This is a genomic window from Sphingomonas gei (assembly GCF_004792685.1).
GTDB lineage: Bacteria > Pseudomonadota > Alphaproteobacteria > Sphingomonadales > Sphingomonadaceae > Sphingomonas > Sphingomonas gei.
The window spans coordinates 367,302-390,522 of the sequence record NZ_SRXT01000001.1; the positions used below are offsets into that span (position 1 = coordinate 367,302).

The 23,221-nt window shown below is 64.6% G+C and carries 24 protein-coding genes; 20 read left to right on the forward strand and 4 right to left on the reverse strand.

Annotation, left to right across the window (positions count from 1 at the left end):
- The first annotated feature begins 20 nt into the window (after positions 1 to 20).
- Both E5A73_RS21675 and rlxS read left to right on the forward strand, forming a co-directional pair.
- Complete coding sequence (locus tag E5A73_RS21675) at positions 21 to 608, forward strand: hypothetical protein (protein ID WP_240699963.1); 588 nt, start codon at positions 21 to 23, stop codon at positions 606 to 608.
- 330 nt (positions 609 to 938) lie between these two features.
- A complete protein-coding gene (gene rlxS, locus E5A73_RS01495) occupies positions 939 to 2,921 on the forward strand; it encodes a relaxase/mobilization nuclease RlxS (RefSeq protein ID WP_135962031.1) in 1,983 nt (660 codons plus the stop codon).
- A gap of 52 nt (positions 2,922 to 2,973) precedes the next feature.
- On the opposite strand, the gene E5A73_RS01500 is transcribed toward rlxS, so the two are convergent.
- The gene (locus E5A73_RS01500) at positions 2,974 to 3,219 is read right to left on the reverse strand and encodes a hypothetical protein (RefSeq protein WP_135962032.1); all 246 of its coding nucleotides are present in this window, start codon (positions 3,217 to 3,219) and stop codon (positions 2,974 to 2,976) included.
- 161 nt (positions 3,220 to 3,380) lie between these two features.
- On the opposite strand from E5A73_RS01500, the gene E5A73_RS01505 reads away from it, so the two are divergent.
- The 4 genes from E5A73_RS01505 to E5A73_RS01520 all read left to right on the forward strand — a co-directional run bounded on the left by E5A73_RS01505 (position 3,381) and on the right by E5A73_RS01520 (position 8,408).
- On the forward strand, positions 3,381 to 4,184 hold the full coding sequence (locus tag E5A73_RS01505) for a lyase family protein (RefSeq protein WP_135962033.1): 804 nt from the start codon (positions 3,381 to 3,383) through the stop codon (positions 4,182 to 4,184).
- Between the two features lie 23 nt (positions 4,185 to 4,207).
- Entirely contained in the window at positions 4,208 to 5,674 is a 1,467-nt protein-coding gene (locus E5A73_RS01510) for a caspase family protein (RefSeq protein WP_135962034.1), read from the forward strand.
- 170 nt (positions 5,675 to 5,844) lie between these two features.
- Entirely contained in the window at positions 5,845 to 7,338 is a 1,494-nt protein-coding gene (locus E5A73_RS01515) for a hypothetical protein (RefSeq protein WP_240699964.1), read from the forward strand.
- Between the two features lie 164 nt (positions 7,339 to 7,502).
- On the forward strand, positions 7,503 to 8,408 hold the full coding sequence (locus tag E5A73_RS01520; protein WP_135962035.1) for a HEPN domain-containing protein: 906 nt from the start codon (positions 7,503 to 7,505) through the stop codon (positions 8,406 to 8,408).
- A 228-nt stretch (positions 8,409 to 8,636) separates the two neighbouring features.
- On the opposite strand, the gene E5A73_RS01525 is transcribed toward E5A73_RS01520, so the two are convergent.
- From E5A73_RS01525 to E5A73_RS01535, 3 genes are all read right to left on the reverse strand, one after another.
- Complete coding sequence (locus E5A73_RS01525) at positions 8,637 to 8,924, reverse strand: type II toxin-antitoxin system RelE/ParE family toxin (RefSeq protein ID WP_135962036.1); 288 nt, start codon at positions 8,922 to 8,924, stop codon at positions 8,637 to 8,639.
- Positions 8,921 to 9,223, reverse strand: a complete 303-nt coding sequence (locus E5A73_RS01530; RefSeq protein WP_135962037.1) for a type II toxin-antitoxin system RelB/DinJ family antitoxin — start codon at positions 9,221 to 9,223, stop codon at positions 8,921 to 8,923. Before E5A73_RS01530 ends, E5A73_RS01525 begins: the two co-directional genes overlap by 4 nt.
- Before the next feature lie 69 nt (positions 9,224 to 9,292).
- Positions 9,293 to 10,597 carry a hypothetical protein gene (locus E5A73_RS01535; RefSeq protein ID WP_168355770.1) on the reverse strand — a complete coding sequence of 435 codons (1,305 nt, stop codon included), beginning with the start codon at positions 10,595 to 10,597 and terminating at the stop codon, positions 9,293 to 9,295.
- Positions 10,598 to 10,835: 238 nt separating this feature from the next.
- Between E5A73_RS01535 and E5A73_RS01540 the strand changes: the two genes are divergently transcribed.
- From E5A73_RS01540 to E5A73_RS01605, 14 genes are all read left to right on the forward strand, one after another.
- Complete coding sequence (locus tag E5A73_RS01540; RefSeq protein WP_135962039.1) at positions 10,836 to 12,860, forward strand: conjugal transfer protein TraG; 2,025 nt, start codon at positions 10,836 to 10,838, stop codon at positions 12,858 to 12,860.
- 3 nt (positions 12,861 to 12,863) lie between these two features.
- On the forward strand, positions 12,864 to 13,268 hold the full coding sequence (locus E5A73_RS01545) for a CopG family transcriptional regulator (RefSeq protein ID WP_135962040.1): 405 nt from the start codon (positions 12,864 to 12,866) through the stop codon (positions 13,266 to 13,268).
- A gap of 41 nt (positions 13,269 to 13,309) precedes the next feature.
- A complete protein-coding gene (gene trbB, locus E5A73_RS01550) occupies positions 13,310 to 14,263 on the forward strand; it encodes a P-type conjugative transfer ATPase TrbB (RefSeq protein WP_135962501.1) in 954 nt (317 codons plus the stop codon).
- A gap of 2 nt (positions 14,264 to 14,265) precedes the next feature.
- Positions 14,266 to 14,595, forward strand: a complete 330-nt coding sequence (locus E5A73_RS01555) for a TrbC/VirB2 family type IV secretion system protein (protein WP_135962041.1) — start codon at positions 14,266 to 14,268, stop codon at positions 14,593 to 14,595.
- Positions 14,595 to 14,870 (forward strand): VirB3 family type IV secretion system protein, encoded by a 276-nt coding sequence (locus E5A73_RS01560; protein WP_135962042.1) that lies wholly within the window; start codon positions 14,595 to 14,597, stop codon positions 14,868 to 14,870. Before E5A73_RS01555 ends, E5A73_RS01560 begins: the two co-directional genes overlap by 1 nt.
- A complete protein-coding gene (gene trbE / locus E5A73_RS01565) occupies positions 14,864 to 17,305 on the forward strand; it encodes a conjugal transfer protein TrbE (protein ID WP_135962043.1) in 2,442 nt (813 codons plus the stop codon). Before E5A73_RS01560 ends, trbE begins: the two co-directional genes overlap by 7 nt.
- 24 nt (positions 17,306 to 17,329) lie before the next feature.
- Complete coding sequence (gene trbJ, locus E5A73_RS01570) at positions 17,330 to 18,085, forward strand: P-type conjugative transfer protein TrbJ (RefSeq protein WP_135962044.1); 756 nt, start codon at positions 17,330 to 17,332, stop codon at positions 18,083 to 18,085.
- 120 nt (positions 18,086 to 18,205) lie between these two features.
- Entirely contained in the window at positions 18,206 to 19,510 is a 1,305-nt protein-coding gene (gene trbL, locus E5A73_RS01575; protein WP_135962045.1) for a P-type conjugative transfer protein TrbL, read from the forward strand.
- Between the two features lie 3 nt (positions 19,511 to 19,513).
- The gene (gene trbF / locus E5A73_RS01580) at positions 19,514 to 20,311 is read left to right on the forward strand and encodes a conjugal transfer protein TrbF (protein WP_135962046.1); all 798 of its coding nucleotides are present in this window, start codon (positions 19,514 to 19,516) and stop codon (positions 20,309 to 20,311) included.
- Positions 20,308 to 21,189: a P-type conjugative transfer protein TrbG gene (trbG, locus tag E5A73_RS01585; protein ID WP_240699965.1), complete on the forward strand. Its 882-nt coding sequence runs from the start codon at positions 20,308 to 20,310 to the stop codon at positions 21,187 to 21,189. The genes trbF and trbG overlap by 4 nt, the downstream gene beginning before the upstream one ends.
- Positions 21,186 to 22,418, forward strand: coding sequence for a TraB/TrbI/VirB10 family type IV secretion system protein (locus E5A73_RS01590; RefSeq protein ID WP_240699966.1), 1,233 nt, complete (start codon positions 21,186 to 21,188; stop codon positions 22,416 to 22,418). The genes trbG and E5A73_RS01590 overlap by 4 nt, the downstream gene beginning before the upstream one ends.
- Positions 22,418 to 22,636, forward strand: coding sequence for a DUF2274 domain-containing protein (locus E5A73_RS01595; RefSeq protein ID WP_135962047.1), 219 nt, complete (start codon positions 22,418 to 22,420; stop codon positions 22,634 to 22,636). The genes E5A73_RS01590 and E5A73_RS01595 overlap by 1 nt, the downstream gene beginning before the upstream one ends.
- Positions 22,637 to 22,641: 5 nt before the next feature.
- Entirely contained in the window at positions 22,642 to 22,878 is a 237-nt protein-coding gene (locus tag E5A73_RS01600) for a MerR family transcriptional regulator (protein WP_135962048.1), read from the forward strand.
- Between the two features lie 86 nt (positions 22,879 to 22,964).
- Complete coding sequence (locus E5A73_RS01605) at positions 22,965 to 23,168, forward strand: DUF6771 family protein (protein WP_135962049.1); 204 nt, start codon at positions 22,965 to 22,967, stop codon at positions 23,166 to 23,168.
- Positions 23,169 to 23,221: the final 53 nt, after the last annotated feature.

Consider the following 23,221-nt stretch of genomic DNA (forward strand, 5'->3'; position numbering starts at 1 on the left):
TCGTCTCGGATCGTCCGAGCATGGCGGCTGCCGACGCGCCTGTGCAAGGCCGGCGGCCCCTCCAATTTTGCTGCGAGATGGAGCGCGCTGCGCGCGCAGTTTTGTTCGTAGCAGCGCAACATAATCGGTTCCTCCGCCGCCGCTTCGCGGTGCCTGCGCTGCGCTCCGGCAGCCCTGACAGGCACGCCGGCAACCGCCGTCGAGAGGCTGTCTTCGAGGTGGAAGACGTCAAGCGACAGGAGGTTCTCATGACCATGTTTCAACCGATTTCGCACTGTTCGGACCGCGTGATGGCAGCGCTCGTGGCGGGGCTCGAGCTGGAGTTCGGGCGCGGCGCTGCGGAGGCTTTGGCGGCGCGGTTCATCGCGGCGGAGGAGTGCGATTGCACCTGGGATGCGCGGCTAGAGGAGCGCTGGCTGGGCGCCTATGAAGCGCTCGGCGAGGACGATTTCGAGCTGGACCGCGTAGCGATGATTGGCCGGTTGGACGGCCGCTGGGTGGTCGCGGTGTGCATCGTCGATGGCGATGGCAGCGCCCACGGGATGGTCGGGCGACGGTGGTTTGCGAAGGCGCAGGCGGCGCGGAAGGCGTTCGCGACCGTGCATTGATCGGTACGCAGATGCAGCCGGGATGCGATGTCGGACAGGCATCGCGTCTCGGCTTTTCTGTCCTCGGCTGGGAGAAGGTGGGAAGGTGCGAGGATGCAGAGGGACAGGCAGGAGGAAGGGGCAGCGTAAGGCAAGATAAAGCTGCGGCACCGGTGGTGCCGCAAGTGATTGTCTGCACATCGTTTTCTGTGGATATTCCTGGCACTGCCCGATGGGCACCAGTGCCGTTCCGGCCGGAATCAACGGATTTCCGCGGGGTTCGGTGGCACCGGTTTTCATAGGCCCGGAGGCGCGTCATGCTCGCCTGTGATCGATGGCGGAACGTCCTTCATGGCCGACGAAAACGAGTTCGAACCGCGGCTCGGCCGCATGCGCAGCACCGGCGGCAAGCGCGCGCGGAAATATCTGGGGCGCGTGCTCGCGGCAACCAATCTCGCGCGCGGCGGGGCCGCGCTGCTTGGGTCGCACCGCAAGGGATTCTCGGGTAGCAGGATCGGCCGGGGCGCCGGGGTCGGGCGCATCCTGGCCGGTCGCGGCAGCCGCGCGGCCTATGGCGCCCGCCGCGTCATCCTCAAGGCGAGCATCGTCAAGCTCGCAGGCAAGGGGGCAGGGGCTGCGATCGCGCACCTGCGCTATCTCCAGCGCGACGGCACCACGCGCGACGGCGCACCCGGGCAACTTTACGGGGCCGACGACGACGCGGTTGACGGCAAGGCGTTTCGCGAGCGCTGGGCCGGCGATCGCCACCAGTTCCGCTTCATCGTCTCGGCCGAGGATGGCGCCGAATATGAGGATCTCAAACCCCTGACCCGCCGGCTGATGGCGCGCGTCGAGGAGGACCTGGGCACGAAGCTCGATTGGGTCGCGATCGACCATTTCAACACCGGTCACCCGCACACGCATATTGTCGTGCGGGGCAAGGACCAGTTCGGGGCCGATCTCATCATCGCGCGGGAGTATTTGACGAGGGGCATGCGCGAGCGGGCGTGCGAGCTGGTCGACCTTGATCTCGGGCCGCGTTCAGCGCGTGAGATCGAGGCGGGCCTTCGCGCCGAAGTCGAGCAGGAACGGCTGACCTCGCTCGACCGGTCGATGCTGCGCGACGCGCAGGCCGGCATCGTGTCGACGGCACGGGGGGACGCGTTCGACCAGGCGCTTCGCGCCGGGCGGCTGGCGAAGCTCAGGCGGCTCGGTCTGGCCGAGCCGATCGGCGGGGCGAGCTGGCGACTGGCGCCGGGCCTGGACGACACACTTCGCCGTCTGGGCGAGCGCGGCGATATCATCCGCACGATGCAGCGCGAATTCGCGCGCCGTGGCCTGGAGCGGGCAGGCGCCGATCAGGCGATCTACGACCCGTCCTCGCCCGACGCTCGCCCATTGGTCGGGCGCGTCGTCGGACGTGGCCTCGCCGACGAACATGCCGATCACCACTATCTGATCGTCGACGGCATGGATGGCCGAGGCCATTATGTCGCGATCGGCAAGGGCGCCGGACTCGGTATCGTGCCCGAGGGCGCGGTGGTGCGGATCGACCCGCAGCGTGCGGAGGTGCGCGAGGCCGATCGCACCATCGCTGCCGTCGCGGCCGCCAATGGCGGCCGCTACGACATCGATGCCCATCTCGCTCACGATCCGAGCGCGACCCAGGCTTTTGCTGAAGCCCATGTCCGCCGGCTCGAAGCGATGCGCCGGCTAAGCGGAAATGTGACCCGTGAACCCTCCGGGCAATGGAGCATCGCTGCCGATCATCTCGAGCGCGCTGCGGCGCATGAGGCGAAGCTGCTGCGGAACGGGCCGGTGGCGATCGAAATCGTTTCGGCGAAGCCGCTGTCCCAGCTGGTCGGGGCGGATGCCGCGACCTGGCTGGATCGCAATCTGGTTGCTGCCGATCCGGTGGTGCCGCGCGAGACCGGGTTCGGTGCCGATCTGCGCGACGCGCAGGATCGTCGCCGGCAATGGCTTATCGCGCAGGGGCTGGCGGAGGAGGCAAGGAGTGGGACGACCTATCGTTCAGACCTGATTGCTACCTTGCAGCGGCGCGAGCTTTTGCGGGTTGCCGGGCAGTTGTCCGAAGAGTTGGCGCTGCCTTTTGCGGAGGCTGGGCCCGGCGCGCGGATCGAGGGCGTCGTGCGACGCCGGGTCGACTTGGTCAGCGGGCGGTTCGCGCTGGTCGAGAAGAGCCGGGAATTCACCTTGGTACCCTGGCGGCCGATGCTGGAGCGGCAGATCGGCAAACCGGTCTCCGGGATCATGCGCGGCGACGGAACGAACTGGTCGATCGGTCGCGGGCGAGGCGGCCCTGCAATCGAGTAAGTCAGCTCAGCCCTTGTCGACTCGCCCGCAAACGGCTGAAAAGGCCAAGAGATCAGCGGCGGGCACGATCCATCTGTCGACTCATCTCAGCAGGCAGATCGTCAATGACATGCGCGTGCAGGAAGTATTTCATCCGATGATCGTCGGGATCCTGCGAATGCTGGGCCAGATCGATCAGGAGATCGAACTCTTCGTCGTCGCGGATAACGTGGATGATATCGCCGACGCGCGGGACCACCTCGAACTCACGTTCCACGGATATTCCACCTGCGCCAAACTGGATGCTGATCAAAGACATTGGCCGAACCCTCCGTTGCGAGAGATGTGCGTCGTCATGTGGACTAATTCAACGGGGAGTCCCATGATCAGGAAGGTTTCCAGACGGAGCCAATCGGCTCACACTGACCAAATCGTCAAATCCTGAATAGGTTCTCCTTCTCGAATAGCCGGAATGATCTGATGTCGAATCGCTTTCGCTGGACCACAATCATCCGCGCGATCGAATTGCTGGTACAATGCAGCACGCAGGCCCAGTTGATCGTAATCATTGAGGAATTCGGGTTTGGTGATGACATGGACCGCCGTCGTGCTGAGGACCGGACCAGCCCGAAATTGGGAACGATGATGATCAGCGCGATTCGGCGTGAGCCGAACCGCCGCGATAGCGAGGGCGAGCTGGCTCCCGAGAGCTTGGTCCGCCGCGCGGCCCAATTGCTCGATGATCCCTCAGACCTCTCGCCCTGGCAAACATTCCAGGAAATTCCCGCTGCTGCCGCACTACGGGTCAGCCTCGCGACCGACGGATGGAGCGTGCGGCAGAAATTGTTAGTACCGGTGACGGCGGTTCCTGTGGTGGAGGTGGTGTCTCGCTTGCGGGCCGCGCTCATCGATCGAGGCTATGAGGATGCCGATCGTCGGTTACGGCAGGTTGAAGCGGGTCTCGACGAGGGACATTGGGAATCTGCCAACGCAGATATTCGAGGATTTCTTGCTGCTCTCTTCACCGCAATAGCTAAGGCTCGCGCTGGTGTGGGTGAAATTACCGGCGAGGAAGGGGATGCCCGGAAGTTCCTACAGCGGTCGGGATTTTTCAAACCGGATCCCCGCGACGCTGGTAAGTCGTTGGAGGCCGAGCTCGTTCGTTCGCTCTTCGCCTTGCTTGGCAGCGAGGGCGCCCACGCCGGCGTGAGCGATCGTGATACGGCGACATATCGATACGCGATGGCCGCATTGACTGCGGATTTCTTTCTGCAGCGAGCCTAACCTACTAATGGAGATCCGTTGAAATGTCGCGCTCCCTTGCCGCGCTCGTGATCGGCAATTCGAAGTACAAGAAGGCTGGCAAGCTCAAGAACCCGGCTAATGACGCCGCTGATATGGCTGTCGCCCTCGCCGGATGTGGCTTCACCGTCACGACGCTAATCGACGGCACGCACAAGCAAATGGACAAGGCCTTGCTCGATTTCAAAGCGAGCCTCAAAAAAACTGACGTTGGCCTGTTCTTCTTTGCCGGGCACGGTGTGCAGATCGCGGGCGAAAACTACCTCGCCGCGGTCGATGTGAAGGTAACAGATGAGGCCGAGGCAAAGCATTCCTCGCTGGCGCTGAATAGAGTCATCGACATGATGGAAACGTCCGACACCAAGACTGATATTATTATTCTTGATGCATGCCGTAACAATCCATGGGCACGCGCCTGGCGCGGAGACGACGCGCGCGGGCTTGCGCCTGTATATGCGCCGCGCGGCACGCTCATTGCCTATGCGACGTCACCAGGTCAGCTGGCGAGCGATGGCAAAGGGCGCAACGGCGCTTACACTGCCGCCCTGCTCGAGCACCTTGCGACCCCTGACGTTTCGGTTGAGGCGATGTTCAAGCGGGTACGGAACACATTAAGCGCGGCGACGGCGCAGAAACAGATTTCTTGGGAACATACCTCACTAGCAGGTGAATTTTACTTCAACCTGAGCGTTGCGCAGCGGATTACAGACTACGGCCCTGCGGCACTCAGCGATGACCTATTCGAGATCGACACTAAGAAGAAATCGCATAAGATCATTTCTGAACTCAAATCATTGACGTGGCCACGTCAAAATCCAGCGATGGCCGGCATCACCTCCGGTATGATCGGCAAGGTGGCCAAGGATACCTTGTTTGTAATGGGGAGAAATATTTACCAGGCATCGACTGGTAATTCAAATTCCGCCACGTCATTTATTCATGATTTTAACGCGAAAACCGCAGGCGCGCCGATAGTAAGTCGCAAGGCGATTCTCGATGGCATGCTGTTTGAGATTTTCTTCGACAAGACCGGTGCGCTTCGCGACGAACCGAAATTTCGCCGCTTCAATGAGGTTTTTGAACTACAGCGATTTGCCGCGCTGAAAAGCAGCTTCGACTTCCTCGCCGCCTGCTTGCTCCCCTACGCGGGTCGCTATTATGCGATTCCTGGCAAGGGTCACGAAGTCGTGGCCGATGTCAGGCTTGGGAAGAAAAATAACGAGGCGATCGTGGAAGTGTTTGTCGGGGGGCAACAGGTCCTACGGATCGACGATGACGAGCCGGGTGGTTGGGGTGACGCCGACGACGGCAAGATTCACTATCGCAAGCGAACTAAGAAGCAGGTCGAGGAATGGTTGAGTGAGCAGCTCATCGTGCCGGAGAGATTGTTGAAAATTAGCTTCAGCCATCCGGTCGCAGCGGACGAAATCTTGCACCTGCCAATGGGTTGGACCTGCCGACTCCCAGCATAAGCAGGTGTCCGTACCGCTATCAGCATTGCGCGGTGCCACGAACATTATCTCCGCTAGGCACCTTGACCAGAGAATGCGCGAAGGGAGCTGTCGAGCTAGTCTCGATCAACGCCGCCTTGACGGAATCGAACTCGCTCTATCCAATTCACGTTTGGGGGAGTGCGGTCACTATGAGCGAAGCGAAACGACGCGCGGCGTTACGCGCGGAAGCGTATCCGTTTAGCGCACCGTTGGATAGAAGGCGTTTCAATCACTACGCGATCGGGACTCGCCTCTCCATAGTTCATCATGTTGCGGAAGAGGTATCCTGGTGGTCGGCTGCGGACGACCGTCTGATTGCCGTGGTCGTGCACGATCGGATCGATGACGACTATGGTTGGATCATTCTTGCCCGAGATCGGATCGGCAGGTTCCGGGCGGTTCTGCTCGATACGAGCCTCCCGTCCGCATTTCGGGCCGAAGAAGCGCTGCGTCTAGAGCTTGCGCGCGTGGTGCGGGAGGAGAATATCGCGGTACTCGGCGACCAGGCAGACACGCCGAATTCGCCCGTCGACCTTTTGGCGGTGCCGGACGCGGCCGACATGGCGGCGCTGCATCCATATTTCCTAGAGCTGCTCAACCGGCCGGCCCGCTCGCCGGGTCGAGCGGTGATCCGTGAGATTGGGCCTTGGCTGACTCCCAAGGATCCTCATCTCGTACAGGAATTTCAGGGGCAGGGGTTCGACCAGCGCCTTTGGGAACTGTATCTGTGGGCGGCGTTTCGCGAGTTTGGCCTTGATGTCGAATTGCTCGAGGCGCCCGACTTTCGGTGTACGGCACCGGGTATAGACTTCACTGTGGAAGCGACAACGGCTGCACCTTCGACGATGGGACCGCTTGCCTCGCATCCCGATCCGAAGACCGATGCCGAGATCGAAGAATTCCTCAAGGGCTATATGCCGATCAAATATGGTTCGGCGCTTCACTCGAAGCTGACCAAGACCAACGCCAAGGGCAAACACTATTGGGAGCGGGAGGAGAGCGCGGGCAAGCCCTTTCTGCTCGCGATTGCGGACTTCCACAAACCGGCGACGGAGGACAGTCCGGCTTCGCTGACATTCACCCAATCAGCCCTCTGGCAATATCTCTACGGCCAGCGCGTTCGCATCGAGGAACGCGACGGCGCCCTCGTGGTGATTCCGGTACCAATCACCGAGCATCAGTTTGGCGAGAAGACCATACCATCGGGATTCTTCGATCAACCGCTAGCCGAAAATGTCTCCGCGGTGATTTTCTCCAACGCGGGTACCATCGCGAAATTTGACCGGATGGGGGTTGTCGCCGGCTTCGCAGAACCTGGAGTTCGCTACCTTCGAATGGGCTACCGGTACAGCGCTGCTTCCGAGTCCACCAACGGCATTTCGTTCGTCGATGACCTTTTGTCGGACGGATATGAAGAATGGTGGACCGAAGAAATCCAGGTCTTTCACAACCCGAATGCTCTGCATCCCTTGCCAATCATGACGCTGATGGGGGCAATACATCACGCCTTTGAGGATGGCGAACTCAAGACGCTCGCGCCGGAGGGCGCGGTCATGACCTCCTACACGATGCTTCTCTCGACCTTTAGGGACGACGGGGCCGCGTCGGCAGCGCCCTCCAGTGAAGATGAGGACGCGCCATGACTTGGGCTGGGGTGTCCGGCGGCCCCGGAAGTTGAGAATCGCGCTTGAGACGCGCGCCCGTGAGGGCCATCCGACGCCGCCGAACCAGCACTTCCTATCGATCAATCTGTCTCGGTGCCAACCCGCGCTTGCCATTCGCCCCGCGCTCGCCGAAGATTCCCTTGATGAAGAATGACGTGGATCATCTGCCTGAGGTGCAACGGGGCGAACTGGAGCGGGTCCAGGGCGTCCTGATGGAGGAGTTTGCCGAGGCGATCTCCAAGGCGACGACGCCGAGCCGCAAGAACGGCAAGATCCTCAAGATCATCTTGTTCGGATCGTATGCGCGCGAGGATTGGGTCGACGAGCCGGAGAACGGCTACCAATCCGATTTCGATCTGCTGGTGATCGTCAATCACGACGACCTGACCGACATCGCGCATTATTGGTATGTCGCTGAGGATCGCATTCTGCGCGATGCGGCGATCGTGCGACCGGTCAACATCATCGTGCACTCGCTCGACGAGGTGAACCAGTCGCTGAAACGCGGCGAGTATTTCTGGGTCGATATCGCCCGGGATGGTATCGTCCTCTACGAGCTGCCCTGCCATCCGCTCGCGACGCCAATGCCGCTCACCCCGACCGATGCCTATCAAATGGCGGAGGCATATTTCCGAGAGTGGGTTCGGAAAGTGGATAGCGCGATCAAGCTCGCGAAATTCGCTGTCGGTGAAGACGAGAATAAGGACGCAGCTTTCCTGCTCCATCAGGCCACTGAGCGCGCGTATATCTGTTTCCTGCTGGTTCGGACTCTCTACTTCCCGCGCTCGCACAACATCAAGTTTCTGCGCTCGCTCGCTGAAGGCAGCGAGCCGCGGCTGATCGAGGCATGGCCGCGCGATCGACGCATCGACCGACGGCGCTTCCAGCTGCTCAAACGCGCCTATGTCGAGGCTCGATATTCCAGCGCCTACGAGATCAGCGTCGAGGAGTTGAACGCGATCCTTGATTGCGTCCGCGCGCTTCGCGACATTGTCGCGCAGGTCTCGCGCGAGCGGCTGGAGGATCTGCAGGCAGCGGCCGGTCAGTAAAAGCCATTCAGATCAGCCGCCTGGCTTGAAACCAGCGGGCGGCGACCCGACATTCTTTCTATCGTTCAATAACGGAAAGGAGGTGGTCAGATGTCTCATTGTTACATGCCGCACGCGGCAGGATTTTCGAGCATGACCTCCACCGCGGGGGTCCGGCTCGGCTGAGCTGTCCGCGTTCGGATGACAATGGAAAGGCCGTCCCGAGAGGGGCGGCCTTTCGCATTTGGTTTAGTCGAAGGCATCCGGCCACATTCGCGCGCCATGAATGACACGCAGAATGCGGACAACGCCGTGGCCGATCTCGTAGGGAGCGATATAGGGCGTCCGAGCGATAACCAGCTCGCGGGTTCCCTCTACACGCCCGAGCCGCCCGCTCTCGGGATACTCGGTCAGGCGCCAAGTTGCGTCGCGAATGCGATCGTCGACCAACACCGCGGCGTGTGGGTCGTCAGTCTCGATATAGTCGAAGATCGCGCGCCGATCTTCCAGGGCGCGCTGGGACCAGACCAGCTTCACGCATCGCTAGCCTTGCGAAGCGCGGCGGCGCGACGTGCGGCGAACTCCGCCTCCACATCGTCGCTCGAGATATCGGGGCGATCGTCCGTCAGCGCTTCATGGACCTTGGCGCGGAACCAAGCGTCATAGGCTTGGCTGTCTGCGGCCAACTCGAACGGCAACCTGCCTTCCCGCGCGGTGCGGGTGAGCAGGATACGGACCGCGTCGGAGACCGTGAGCCCCATTGCATCGAGCACCGCGGTCGCGCGATCCTTCACGTCGGGATCGACGCGGGTTTGGATGAGGGCATTGGCGGCCATGGCGTGCGACTCCTGAGTGCTGTAGGTATTGTAATGCAATTGCATTACAACTGCTAGCGCATATCGTGGCTAGCCATCCGGCTGGGCCTCCAGCGGATTCCGCAGCGGTCGGGCCGAAGCATCATCCTGGAACTCGACGACGATCCAATCATCGTCTTCGTCAGGGCCTTTCTCTTCGATCCTGATCGCGGAGATGGTCTCTCCTCGGTCCAGGTGAAGTTTGAAGATGTTGTTCGTCCCGTTGACGCTCAGTTTCTTCATGAGCCGCTCTGGGGTTTCTCTGCCCGCCAACGTGTCCAGAAACGCCCTGGCGGAGATTCGTATCTGCGTCCGTTCGCCCTTTCGCCAACTTATGCTCATGGGCAGATGTCTTCCTCTGCTAAGTGGTGAGAACACGCCCTGCTCATGTAGTTGGCGCGCTTGGTAGCCCTCGCGACGGGGAGGCGGAAGCTGCGCGGCAAGCGCATCGAAGCCGCTGGTTTCGATTTCCAGGCCAGGGCGGCAGAATATGGCAAGTTTCCATTCGATGGTTTCTTCGAGGGAATCGAGCCGGCGGCGTTCCCTGATTGGGGTGATTACGGCAATGACGTCCAGCCTCGCCGCGGGCCTCGCGAGGAAATCAGATATGATCTGAGATCCGCTGACGACGCGATTGGTGTAGTCGCGCGATTCCAGCCGGCGCAGAGCGGTGCTGCCAACGTCACCGAGGATCACACAGCGGAGGCCCTTGAACAGCGGGCTTTTTAGCTGCCGTGCCTTTGCTCGCAGAATTTCATGGACATAGTTGTCACGCAGGCTCCGGATTTCCGGCGGCATCGACGATCGGAAGTTGTAGCTAGACTGCGACCGATCGTGCCAAGTGATCACGACGTCGAGTTCACCCTCCTGCAGCCGGATCGCGTCGCCATCCTTGCGATCCTGCCGATACAGCCACTCCCGAAGAGCGTTCCGGATATAATCCGAGACCAGCAAGTCTCGCGGGACCTTAATCCACCGCAGGGACTCTCGGGCTACCCATTTCGAATCCTCATGGAAGAAGTACGACAGATGACGCGAAGCGCCGCGACGGATCTTGTTCGCTTCGTGGGAGATTTTGCGAGACGCGTTCCGCATTCCCTCATCGCCTGGCAGAGCAGCGTCCGAGATCGCCGCGATTTCCACGACGGTTTCGTGGCCGGGGATGAGCTGCTCTGAAAAGGCATCCGGAAGTGATGATGCTCCAAACCAGTACGGCTCGATCTCGGCGGTGCCGATGTTGCCCAAGGCCCATACGAGCGCGAGTTCCATTTCGGCCGGAAGCGCCTGATCGATCCGCTTGCTCTCGATGCGGCGAAGCAGATCCTGAGCCTTCTCGCGATCGATTAGCGGCGACAAGTCCGTGAGCATCGATTGAAGCCGTCGCCGAGCAAAAATGGCTATCTCTCGTTCCTCCGGTACGGATGGCCGAAGCATTGCTCTTCGGCCTCAACGGCCTGTTTCACAAAGTAAGCCAACTGCTTTGCGACCGTCATCCTTCATAACCTGCCGCACAGCGCCCCTTAGCGCCATGTGATTTTTGGCTTCGGTGGAAGAGTCATTGCCCGTCGGGATTTCCCCCGGCGGGAGCCTTTTCGTGACCCCCACCAAGCTGCTGATCGGACAGATCCTCATCGTCTTCGCGATCGTGATCGCGGGCCTGTGGGCCGCGACGCAATGGGCCGCGGCGATGCTCGCCTACCAGCCTGAACTCGGCGCGCCTTGGCTGACCCTGCGTGGAGTGCCGGTCTATCGGCCCTGGGCGCTTTTCTCTTGGTGGTATCACTATGACGCCTATGCGCCGCATGTCTTCGACAAGGCGGGCATGCTTGCCGGCGCGTCGGGCTTTCTTGGCTGCGGCGCGGCTATCTTCGGGTCGCTGTGGCGCGCGCGTCAGCGCAACAATGTCACCACCTATGGCTCAGCGCGCTGGGCGAGGCCCCAGGAGATCGAACTGGCGGGGCTGCATCGCGACCGCGGCGTACTGCTCGGCCGGTTGGGCGGACAGTATCTCCGCCATGACGGCCCCGAGCACGTCATGGCATTCGCGCCGACACGCTCGGGCAAGGGCGTCGGGCTGGTCGTGCCGACGCTGCTTTCCTGGACCGGCTCGACCGTCGTCCATGATATCAAGGGCGAGAACTGGACGCTGACTGCCGGATGGCGGTCGCGCTTCTCGCACTGCCTGTTGTTCAACCCGACCGACGCGCGCTCGGCGCGCTACAATCCGCTGCTCGAGGTCCGCCGCGGCGCCGACGAGGTACGCGACGTCCAGAACATCGCCGACATCCTGGTCGATCCCGAGGGCGCGCTCGAACGCCGCAATCATTGGGAGAAGACCAGCCATTCGCTGCTGGTCGGGGCGATCCTCCACATCCTCTATGCCGAGGAGGAGAAGACGCTCGCCCGCGTCGCCACCTTCCTGTCCGATCCGCAGCGCAGCTTTGTCGCGACGCTGCGGCGGATGATGTCAACCAACCATCTCGGCACCACGGATGCGCCGCAGGTTCACCCGGTCGTCGCCTCGGCCGCGCGCGAGCTGCTCAACAAGAGCGAGAACGAGCGCTCGGGCGTGCTGTCGACCGCGATGTCGTTTCTCGGCCTCTACCGCGATCCTACCGTCGCCGAGGTTACCTCGCGCTGTGACTGGCGGATCGCCGACCTGATCGAGGGCGAGCGGCCGGTCTCGCTCTACCTCGTCATCCCACCCTCGGATATCAGCCGGACCAAGCCGCTGGTCCGCCTCGTGCTCAACCAGATCGGCCGCCGCCTGACCGAGCGGCTCGAGCAGCCCGGCACTTCGACGCGCCGATACCAGTTGCTGATGATGCTCGACGAGTTTCCCGCGCTCGGGCGCCTCGACTTCTTCGAGACCAGCCTCGCGTTCATGGCCGGCTACGGCATCCGCGCTTTCCTGATCGCCCAGAGCCTCAACCAGATCGAGAAGGCGTATGGCGAGCACAATGCCATCCTCGACAACTGCCATGTTCGCGTCGCCTTCGCGACCAACGACGAGCGCACCGCCAAGCGCATTTCTGACGCACTCGGCACCGCGACGGAGCAGCGGGCGATGCGCAACTATGCCGGGCACCGGCTCGCGCCCTGGCTCGCCCATGTCATGGTCAGCCGCCAGGAGACCGCGCGCGCGCTGCTGACGCCGGGCGAGGTCATGCAGCTGCCGGCGACCGACGAGCTGGTGCTGGTTTCCGGGCTCGCGCCGATCCGCGCGGCCAAGCTGCGCTATTTCGAGGACGACAACTTCAGCGGGCGGGTCATGCCGGCGCCGGCCCTGGCCGATGGCGTCTATGGCGATCGTCCGCGCCAGCGCTCCAACGACTGGGGCCGGTTCGCACGCCTTCCCGATGCGCGGCTCGAGTGTGCCGGCGATCTGGCCGACGACGAAGACGGCGGCATGCAGCAGCAGCGCCATCCCGGGCTTGCCGAGGAGGCAGCGGTGCACCCGACCGAGATCGATCCCGCCGTACAGGTCGCGCTCGACGATGACGACAATGTCGCCGCCGACCAGCGCGCCATGGACCAGGCACGCGCCCTAACGCCCGCCGCACGCAGCTTCGGCATCAACGAGGGCGCCGCGCATGGCGACCTCATTCCGGGGCTGTGAGCGATGAAGGTCCGGCAGAACCTCTATATCGACCGCGAGCTGAGCGACGCGCTGGAAGCGCTCGCCGCCGGTCCGGGTGCCAACAAGTCGCGGCTGGTCAACGATGCCGTTGCCGCTTGGCTCGCCCGGCGCGGCTCGAAGGAAATAGACGACCTCCTCAAGGTCCGGCTCGACCGCATGTCGCGCGAGATCGGCCTGGTCCGGCGCGACATCGACGTGGTGCTCGAAAGCCTCGCACTGTTCGTCCGCTATCAGCTGCTGGTCACCGCACCCTTGCCCGAGGCCGACAGCGCCGCGCTGGCAATCGGGATGGACCGGTTCGAGAAGTTCGTCGGTCAGGTCGGCCGCCAGCTCGCCAGTGGCCGGCGCACGCTTGCTCCCGTCGAGCCGGCGGAGAAGGCATCGTGAGCGGCGCGGCGGACACTGTGTCGGAAGGCCGACGCCGCGCGATGCTACGCACCGCGATGGGCCCGGCGATCGCCGCGGCGCTGGCCGACCCGCTGGTACTCGAGGTGATGATCAATCCGGACGGCGCGCTGCGGCTCGACCGGCTGGGTGAGGGGCGCACCGATACCGGCACGCGGTTCGAGCCCGCCCAGGTCGAGCGCATCATTCGGCTGGTCGCCAGCCACGCCCGCACCGAAGTCCATGCCGCATCGCCGATCGTCTCGGCCGAGCTGCCGCCACACGGCGAAGGGGCGGGGGAGCGGTTCGAAGGCGTGCTGCCGCCGGTCAGCCTCGCGCCCTGCTTTTCGATCCGCAAACCGGCGACCCGGATCTACACGCTGATAGACTATGTCGCCGACGGCATCATGTCGGCCGACATCGCGCGCCTGTTGTCGCTGGCGGTCGTGGAGCGACGCAACATCCTCGTCGCCGGCGGCACCAGCTCGGGCAAGACGACGCTGGCCAATGCGCTACTCGCCGAGATGGCGCATCTCGACGAGCGGGTGATCCTGATCGAGGACACGCGCGAGCTGCAGTCGCCCGCGCCCGATACTGTAGCGCTGCGCACCCGTGCCGGCCATGTCACCATGGCAGATCTGGTCCGCTCGACGCTGCGCCTGCGCCCCGACCGCATCATCGTCGGTGAGGTCCGCGGTGGCGAAGCGCTCGACATGCTCAAGGCGTGGAATACCGGCCATCCCGGCGGGATCGCCACGGTCCATTCAAACAGCGCGGCCTCTGCGCTGCTGCGCATCGAGCAGTTGATCCAGGAAGCCGTGATCACCGTGCCGCGTCGTCTGATCGCCGAGGCGATCGACATGGTTGTGTTCATCGCCGGACGCGGTTCCGCCCGACGCGTGGACACGCTCGCGCGCGTCGCTGGCCTCGATCCTGACGGCAATTACGCCCTCCTCGACCTCCCCATCGACTTCACCAGCGCAGCCCAAGGAGATTGATCATGCGCCTGTCCGTACCTTGCCGCCCTCCGCTTGCCCTGACCGCGCTCACCCTCGGGCTTGCGGTCGCCATCTCCGCACCTGCCTCTGCAAGCGGCTCGGGCATGCCCTGGGAGCAGCCGCTCCAGCAGGTGCTCGAATCGGTCCAGGGACCGGTCGCCAAGATCATCGCGGTGATGGTCATCATCACCACCGGCCTGACGCTGGCGTTCGGCGAGACCTCGGGCGGCTTTCGCCGGCTGATCCAGATCGTGTTCGGCCTGTCGATTGCGTTCGCCGCCTCCTCCTTCTTCCTGAGCTTCTTCAGCTTCGGCGGCGGGGCGCTGGTCTGATGCCCGCGCCCGTCGGCCATCACATCGAAGGGTTCGAGGCGCCGATCCATGGCAGCCTCGGCCAGCCGATCCTGCTCGGCGGCGCGCCGCGTGGGTTGGCGATCGTCAACGGCACGATCGCCGCGGCGGTCGGGCTGGGCCTGCAGCAATGGCTGGTCGGCCTGGTCCTGTGGGCGGTCGGCCACAGCCTCGCGGTCTTCGCCGCCCGCCGCGACCCGGACTTCGCGCCCGTCCTGCTCCGCCACCTCCGCCAGAGGAGCTATCTCGCATGCTGAACCTGCGCGAATATCGCAGCCGTGCCGACCGGCTCGCCGATCATCTGCCCTGGGCGGCGCTGGTCGCACCGGGCGTGGTGCTCAACAAGGACGGCAGCTTTCAGCGCACGCTCCGCTTCCGCGGGCCCGACCTGGAGAGCGCGACCGAGGCCGAGCTGGTCGGGGCCTGTGCACGGGCCAACAACGTCCTCAAGCGGTTCGGATCGGGCTGGGCCCTGTTCTTCGAGGCCGAGCGCGTCGAGGCGCTGGGCTACCCGGCGAGCGACTTCCCCGATGCCGCTTCCTGGCTGGTCGATGCGGAGCGTCGCGCCGCCTTCGAAGCCGAGGGCGCGCATTACGAGAGCCAGTATCATCTGACGCTCACCTTCCTGCCGCCCGCGGATGCGAGCGATGCCGCCGGCCGCTCGCTGGTCGAGCGCGACGCGGATGCCGGCGGCCGCGACTGGCGCGCGGCGCTGGCCGGCTTCGTCGCCGAAACCGACCGCGTGCTCGACCTGTTTGCCGGCTTCATGCCCGAAGTGCGTGGGCTCTCGTCCGAGGAGACGCTGGCCTATCTCCACGCCTGCATCTCTACCCGCCGCCAACCGGTCGCGGTGCCCGAGACGCCGATGTATCTCGACGGACTACTCGCCGACACGCCGCTGGTCGGCGGGCTCGAGCCGAAGCTGGGCGATACGCATCTCCGCACCGTGACTGTGCTCGGCTTCCCGAACATGAGCCGGCCCGGCATCCTCGATGCGCTCAACGCTTCGGATTTCGGCTATCGCTGGGTCACCCGTTTCATCGCGCTCGACAAGACCGAGGCGACCAAGGCGCTGACTAGGATCCGGCGCCAGTGGTTCAACAAGCGCAAGTCGATCGCCGCGCTGCTGCGCGAGGTGATGTACAACCAGCCGGCACAGCTGCTCGACAGCGACGCCGACAACAAGGTCGTCGACGCCGACCAGGCGCTGCAGGCGCTCGGTGCCGACTATGTCGCATTCGGCTACCTCACCATCACGATCACCGTCTCGGACGAGGATCGCGCGCGCGCCGACGAGAAGGTCCGCGCGGTCGAGCGGATCGTCAACGGTCTCGGCTTCACCTGCGTGCGTGAGGGCGTCAACGCGGTCGAGGCGTGGCTGTCGTCGCTGCCCGGCCATGCCTATGCCAATGTCCGCCAGCCGCTGGTTCACACCCTCAACCTTGCCCATCTGATGCCGCTCTCGGCGATCTGGGCAGGACCTACGGCCAACGCCCATCTCGGCGGTCCGCCGCTGCTGGTCGCGCAGACCGCGGGCGCGACCCCGTTCCGCTTCTCAACCCATGTCGGCGATGTCGGCCATATGCTGGTGGTCGGACCGACCGGCGCGGGCAAGTCGGTGCTGCTGGCGCTGATCGCGCTCCAGTTCCGCCGCTACCCGCGAGCGCAGCTCTATATCTTCGACAAGGGTTTCTCGGCGCGCGCTGCGGTGCTCGCCATGGGTGGGGCGCATCATGCGCTCGGCCTGGGAAGCGGGGCGGGGCAGGAGGGTGGAGCGCTCGCCTTCCAGCCGCTGCGGCATATCGACGATCCCAACGAGCGCAGTTGGGCGGCCGAATGGATCGCGGCGCTGCTCGCGCACGAGAAGGTTCTGGTCACGCCCGACGTGAAGGAGTCGGTCTGGTCGGCTTTGGGTTCGCTTGCCTCGGCGCCGGTCGAGGAGCGCACGCTGACCGGCCTCGCGCTCCTGCTGCAGTCGAACGCGCTCAGAGTCGCGCTCACCGCCTATACGCTCGACGGGCCCTATGGCCGGCTACTAGACGCGGCCGAGCAGGCGCTGGCGCTGTCCGATATCCAGTGCTTCGAAACCGAGGCGCTGATGGCGCAGGCCAGCGTGGTCGCTCCGGTGCTGACCTATCTGTTCCACCGGCTCGAGGAGCGCTTCGACGGTCGTCCGACGCTGCTGATGCTCGATGAGGCCTGGATCTTCCTCGACCATCCGCTGTTCGCCGCGCGCATCCGCGAATGGTTGAAGACGCTCCGGAAGAAGAATGTCGCGGTGCTGTTCGCGACGCAGAGCCTGGCGGACATCGCCGACAGCAGCATCGCGCCAGCGATCCTCGAAAGCTGCCCGCAGCGCATCCTGCTGCCCAATGACCGCGCGATCGAGCCGCAGAGCCAGGCCGCCTATCAGCGCTTCGGCCTCAATGCCCGGCAGATCGAGCTCGTCGCCCGCGCGACGCCCAAGCGGCATTATTACCTCCAGTCCGTCCGCGGCAACCGGCTGTTCGAGCTGGGGCTTGGCCCCGTGGCGCTGGCCCTGTGCGGTGCCTCCGACCCTGCCAGTCAACAGCAGATCGATGCGCTGCTCGCCGGGCACGGTCCCGGCACCTTCGCCGCTGAATTCCTCGCCGCGCACGACCTCGCCTGGGCGGCGGCGCTGCTCGGCGACTTCACGCCCCCGCTTCGCTGACCCCCGACCCAAAGGAGAAACCCCATGTCCCGGCGAAACCCATCCCGTCCCATCTCCAAATATCTCGTCGCAACCGCGCTCGCGCTCGGTTCCGCCGGTTCGCTCGGCATGGCGCTGTACGCCACGCCGGCGTCCGCCCAGATCACGGTGTTCGATCCGACCAATTATTCGCAGAACCTGCTCACCGCAGCGCGGGCGCTCAGCCAAATCAACAACCAGATCCAGTCGCTCCAGAACGAAGCGACGATGCTGATCAACCAAGCGAAGAACCTGACCCGGATCGACTTTCCGGAGCTACAGGCGCTTACCCAGACTCTCCAGCAGATCGACCGATTGATGGGGCAGGCGCAGGGAATCAGCTTTCGGGTCGAGCAGGTCGACAGCGAGTTCCGCCGGCTGTTTCCGCAGAGCTTCAACCAGGCGCTGACCACCAACGATCTCGTCGTCGGTGCCAAGGCCCGTCTCGACACATCGGTTGCGGCATTCAACCAGACGATGCAGGTCCAGGCACAGGTGGTCGGCAATGTCGCCGCCGATGCGCAGACGCTCGCGGCGATCGTGGCGAAGAGTCAGGGCGCCGAAGGTGGTCTCCAGGCGCAGCAGGCGACCAACCAGCTGCTCGCCCTCACCGCCAAGCAGCAGTTCCAGATCCAGAACATGATGGCGGCGCAGTACCGGGCCGAGACGCTGGAGGCGTCGCGTCGCGCCCAGGCCGAGGCCGAAGCCCAGGCAGCTACCCGCAAATTTCTCGGCGACGGCACGGCCTACCACCCTCGCTAGGGGCCTCCCGTCCGAGCGTGACGGCGGGCATCGCCCCCGGTCCGCCGTCACTCCCGCGGGGCGCGCTCCAGCTCCCCCAGCGCGTTCCGCGGGACCGCCGACCACCAGCGGAGATCAGCCGTGACCGACCTCAACGTCATCGACCAGTTCATGCAGGCGTTCATTCGCTACATCGACAGCGGGTTCGGCCTGCTGGGCGGGGACGTCCATTTCCTGGCGGCGACGCTGATCGGCATCGACATCACCCTGGCCGGTCTGTTCTGGGCGCTGGGCGGCGAACAGGATGTGATGGGGCGCTTCCTCAAGAAGATCCTTTATGTCGGCGCGTTCGCCTTCATCCTGAACAGCTTCTCGACGCTCGCGAATATCGTCTTCAATTCGTTTGCCGCGGCAGGATTGACCGCGGGCGGTGGCACAATCTCGGCGGACGACCTGCTGAAGCCCGGCAGGCTGGCCGGCACCGGCTTCTCCGCCGCATGGCCACTGCTCGATCAGGTCTCGCAGCTGCTCGGCTTCACGACCTTCTTCTCGAACTTCCTGACGATCGCCGTGCTGCTGTTTGCCTGGGCGCTGGTGATCCTGTCGTTTTTCGTTCTCGCGATCCAGTTGTTCATCACGATCCTCGAGTTCAAGCTGACCACGCTCGCCGGCTTCGTGCTGGTGCCGTTTGCGCTCTGGAACCGGACCAGCTTCCTCGCCGAACGCGTGCTGGGCAGCGTCGTCAGCTCGGGGATCAAGGTGATGGTGCTCGCCGTCATCGTCGGCATCGGCTCGAACTATTTCAACGATTTCGTCGGCTCGCTGCAGGGGCAGGAGCCCGACATCGGGAAGGCGATGAGCCTCGCGCTCGCGTCGCTCACCCTGTTCGGGCTCGGCATCTTCGGCCCAGGCATCGCCACCGGCCTTGTGTCTGGCGCGCCGCAGCTCGGTGCGGGCGCGGTCGCCGGTACCGCGCTTGGTGCTGCGGGCGTCGCTGCATTGGGCGGCGGGGCCGCTCTCGCCGGTACCCGCGCCATCGGCGGGGCTGCGCTCGGCGCCGTCCGCGCCGGCACCTCGATGGGCTCGGCCGCTTCGACTGCCTACAAGCTCGGGCAGGAGGGCGCCGGCTCCACCAGCGTCGGCGCGGGCCTGAAGGGCGTCGCAAGCGCGGCGGGCGGAGCGCTGCGCAATCGCGCCGCCGGCGCCTTCGGCATCGGTGAGGCTGCTGCGTCCGGCCGGCAAGCCGCCTTCGATTCTCTCACCAACCGGCAGGCGCCGGCGGCAAGCGCATCCGGCCAGACTGGCGAGCAACAGCCTGCCTGGGCGCAGTCGCTGCGCCGCCAGCAGGACGCGCGCCACCATCGTCAGGTCGTCGCCCACACGCTTCGCGAAGGCGATCGCGGTGGCGCGTCCGCCACTCCCGACATCAAGGAAAAGGAGGATTGATCGATGCTCTTCAAGCGAAGCGTCCAGCGCTACGGCCGGACGCCAGAGCCGGACACGCCCTTTCACCGCGCCGGCCAGCTCTGGGACGAACGGCTCGGATCGGCGCGCGTCCAGGCGCGCAACTGGCGGCTGATGGCTTTCGGCGGACTGGCACTTACGACCGCGATGTCCGGTGCGCTGATCTGGCAGTCGCTGCAGAGTCGCGTGACGCCCTATGTCGTCGAGGTCGATCGTCTCGGCGAGGCGCGCGCGATCAGCGAAGCGGAAGCCGGATATCACCCTACGGACGCCCAGATTTCCTGGCACCTGGCCCGCTTCATCGAGAAGGTGCGGTCGGTCTCACTCGACCCGGTGCTGATGCGGCGCGATTGGCTGTCGGCCTATGATTTCGCCACCCAGCGGGGTGCGGTGTTCCTGGGAGACTATGCCCGCTCAGCGAACCCGTTCGGCGCCGTCGGCCAGAAGACGGTGTCGGTCCAGGTCACCAGCGTGGTCCGCGCCTCGGATCAGTCGTTCCAGGTCAAATGGATCGAGGCGGCGTTTGACCGAGGTGCGCAGGCCGGCACGTCGCACTGGACCGGCATCCTCACCGTCAAGCTCAGGCCGCCCGCCTCGGCGGAGGTGCTGCGCAAGAATCCGCTCGGCCTCTATGTCGATGCGATCGATTGGAGCCGCGAGATCGAGCCGGCGGTGAGCCCGACTACCCCGCCGCCGGCGCAGCCGGCACCCGACGTTCCGATCACCGCTGCGCCCGCTGCCGCCATGAACCCAATCCCCACCAATCCGGAGAACCGGCAATGAAACGTTCCCGCACCTTGCCCTCGCTCCTTTCGATGGCGATCGCACTCCTCGCGCCTGCCAGCGCTTTCGCGCAGGACTCGTCCACCGCCGAGACCTCGCATCGGGCCACATCGACGATAGCAGCGGCGAACCGGGCGGCTACGCTCGAACCGTCGCCGCCGGCGTTCCTCAATGCCACCGCGGTGATGCCCTATGCCGAGGGCACGATCTATCAGGTGACCACCGCCCCCGAGCGGGTGACCGACATCGTGCTCGAGCCCGGCGAGGTGCTGGGCGCGGTGGCGAGCGGCGACACGGCGCGCTGGGTGATCGGCGATACGACGAGCGGGGTAGGGGCGGGCAAGCGCGTCCATATTCTCGTGAAGCCCTATGCCGCGGGTCTTTCCACCAATCTCGTCATCACCACCGACAGGCGAACCTATCATATCGCGCTCGCCAGCGTGCGGAGCGTCGGCATGTCGGCGCTGGCCTGGACCTATCCGCAGGATGCGCTGCTGGCGATCAAGCGATCCGAGGAAGCTGCGGCCGCGGCTGTCCCGGTGGCTGCCGGGCTCGATGTCGATCAGCTGCATTTCAACTACGCCATCTCGGGCGATACGCCGCGATGGCGGCCGCTGCGCGCTTTCGACGACGGCAGGCAGACCTATATCGAATTCCCTGCCAGTCTTGCGGTCGGCGAGGCGCCGCCGTTGTTTCTCGTCGGCGCGAAGGGCGAGGCCCAGCTCGTCAATTACCGCCTGCGCGGGCGCTACTATGTCGTCGACAGGATCTTCGATGCCGCCGAACTCCGTCTCGGCACCAAGCGTCAGGATATCGTCCGGCTTACCCGCATCGGCGAGGCCGGACGCCGCGGCCGGGCGAAGGGGAGGGCGTCGTGAGCGACGATACGGCCGAGGTGCCCCAAGGCGCCGTGCCTTCGACCCAGCCGAAGGTCGATCCGGAGACCTTCGTGCTGCGCGCGCGACCTGGTCGCGCTATCCGCTTCAAGCGGGGCGTGATCGTATCGCTGGCCGCCATCGCCGTGACTGGGGTTGTCGGTACGGCCTGGTTCGCGCTTGAACCGCGGGCGCTGCACCTCGCCGCTGATAGCGAGGACAAGAACATCGCGGCCAAGCCGCCGACCGACACGCTGAGCGCGCTGCCGGCCAGCTACGGCACGGTGCCGAAGCTCGGGCCGCCGCTGCCGGGGGATCTGGGCAAACCCATCCTCGATCGCCAGCGCCAGCTCGCCGGGGAAGCGATACCGCCTGTGCCGCCTGCGGTGTCGACGGCCCCGAAACCCGCCGATGACGCCCGCCAGCGCCGTGCCGCGGAACTCAAGGCTGCGCGCGAGTCCGGGCTGCTGGTGCAGACAGCCGGCCAACAGAGCCAAGGCCAGGCGATGCCGGCAGTTGCGGCGCCGATACCATCGGCTGATCAGGCGGGTGGCGTCGCGGTCGATGTCGATCGCGATCCCAATGGGCAAGCGCACAAGGCAGAGTTTGTTCGCAGCACCGACAAGGCCGGCGATAGCAACCCTCATGCGGTAGCGCCGCGCCCATCACCGTTCACCTTGTCCGCGGGTAGCGTGATCTCGGCCAGCCTGATCACGGGTTTGCGGTCGGACCTTCCCGGTTTGGTGACCGCGCAGGTGACCGAGCGGATCTTCGACAGCGCAACCGGCCGCATTCTCCTGATACCGCAGGGTGCACGGCTCATCGGCGCATATGACAGCGTGGTCGCCTTCGGGCAGCGCCGCGCGCTGGTCGTATGGCAGCGGATCATCTTCCCTGACGGAAGTTCGATCCGCCTGGATAACGCGCCCGCCACCGATCCGTCGGGCTATGCCGGCCTGGCCGACAAGGTGGATTTCCACACCTGGACGCTGCTCAAGGGCGTCGTGCTGTCGACCCTGCTGGGCGTCGGCTCGGAATTGCAGTTCAGCGGCGAGAGCGATCTCGTCCAGGCCGTGCGGCAATCGACCCAGCAAAGCGTATCGCGCGCCGGCGACCAGCTCACGTCGCGCAACCTGCAAATCCAGCCGACGCTCACTATCCGTCCGGGTGCCCCCGTCCGGCTACTGGTGCACCACGATCTGATCCTGAAACCCTGGCTGGAGGAACAGTGATGGCCGACCTGCGTCTTCCGCGGCTCCCCGACCGCACGCCGGTGAAGGTCGGGATACAGGTAACCCCGCAGCTTTTCGCGGATCTCACGCGATATGCGGCGCTCTACAAGGAGACCTATGGTCAGGAAGAGGCCATTGCTGACCTGATCCCGTCGATGCTGACGGCCTTCCTCGACAGCGACCGGGTATTTGCCAAAACCCGGCCTGGCGGAAAGTGAGTGCCATGTCCGCTGCCAATCGAATTGAGGGAAGGGCTGGGGGAGACGCATTCGAACCGATCAGCGTTCGCATCCCCACGGCTGTCGCCATGACGGGATTCAGTCGGTCGAGGATCTATGAGCTGATCGCCACTGGCGAGATCGAGATTGCCAAGGATCGCCGGAGCACGCTGATCCTCGTCTCCAGTTTGCGGGAGGCTGTCCGCCGGCGGATCGTCGCTCGAGACTTGCCAATCGGGTAGCGGCATTCCTCCGTTCGTCGCATCGAAGACGGTCGACCGGCGCAAGCCTCTTTTCATTTGTTCTCGGTTTGTGCCATTTCTGGGGCATGGAACGATTCGCCCCAGAACCTTCGCGTGCCGCGATCTCATCTGCCATTCTGGCCGCACCCGGCTGGGCGCGCGTCGGGATCACAATGCCGAACGACCGATTGCGCGAACAAGCCGCGGAAGAGCTAGCGCGCGCTATCGTCGACCGGCTGCATCGTGCGGAGCCCAGCGTGGATGTGGATCAGCTGGCATTGCCGATCTGATCCAACGCGCGGGCGTACGGCCTGGGCAGGAGCTGGCAAGGAGCCAATATCGC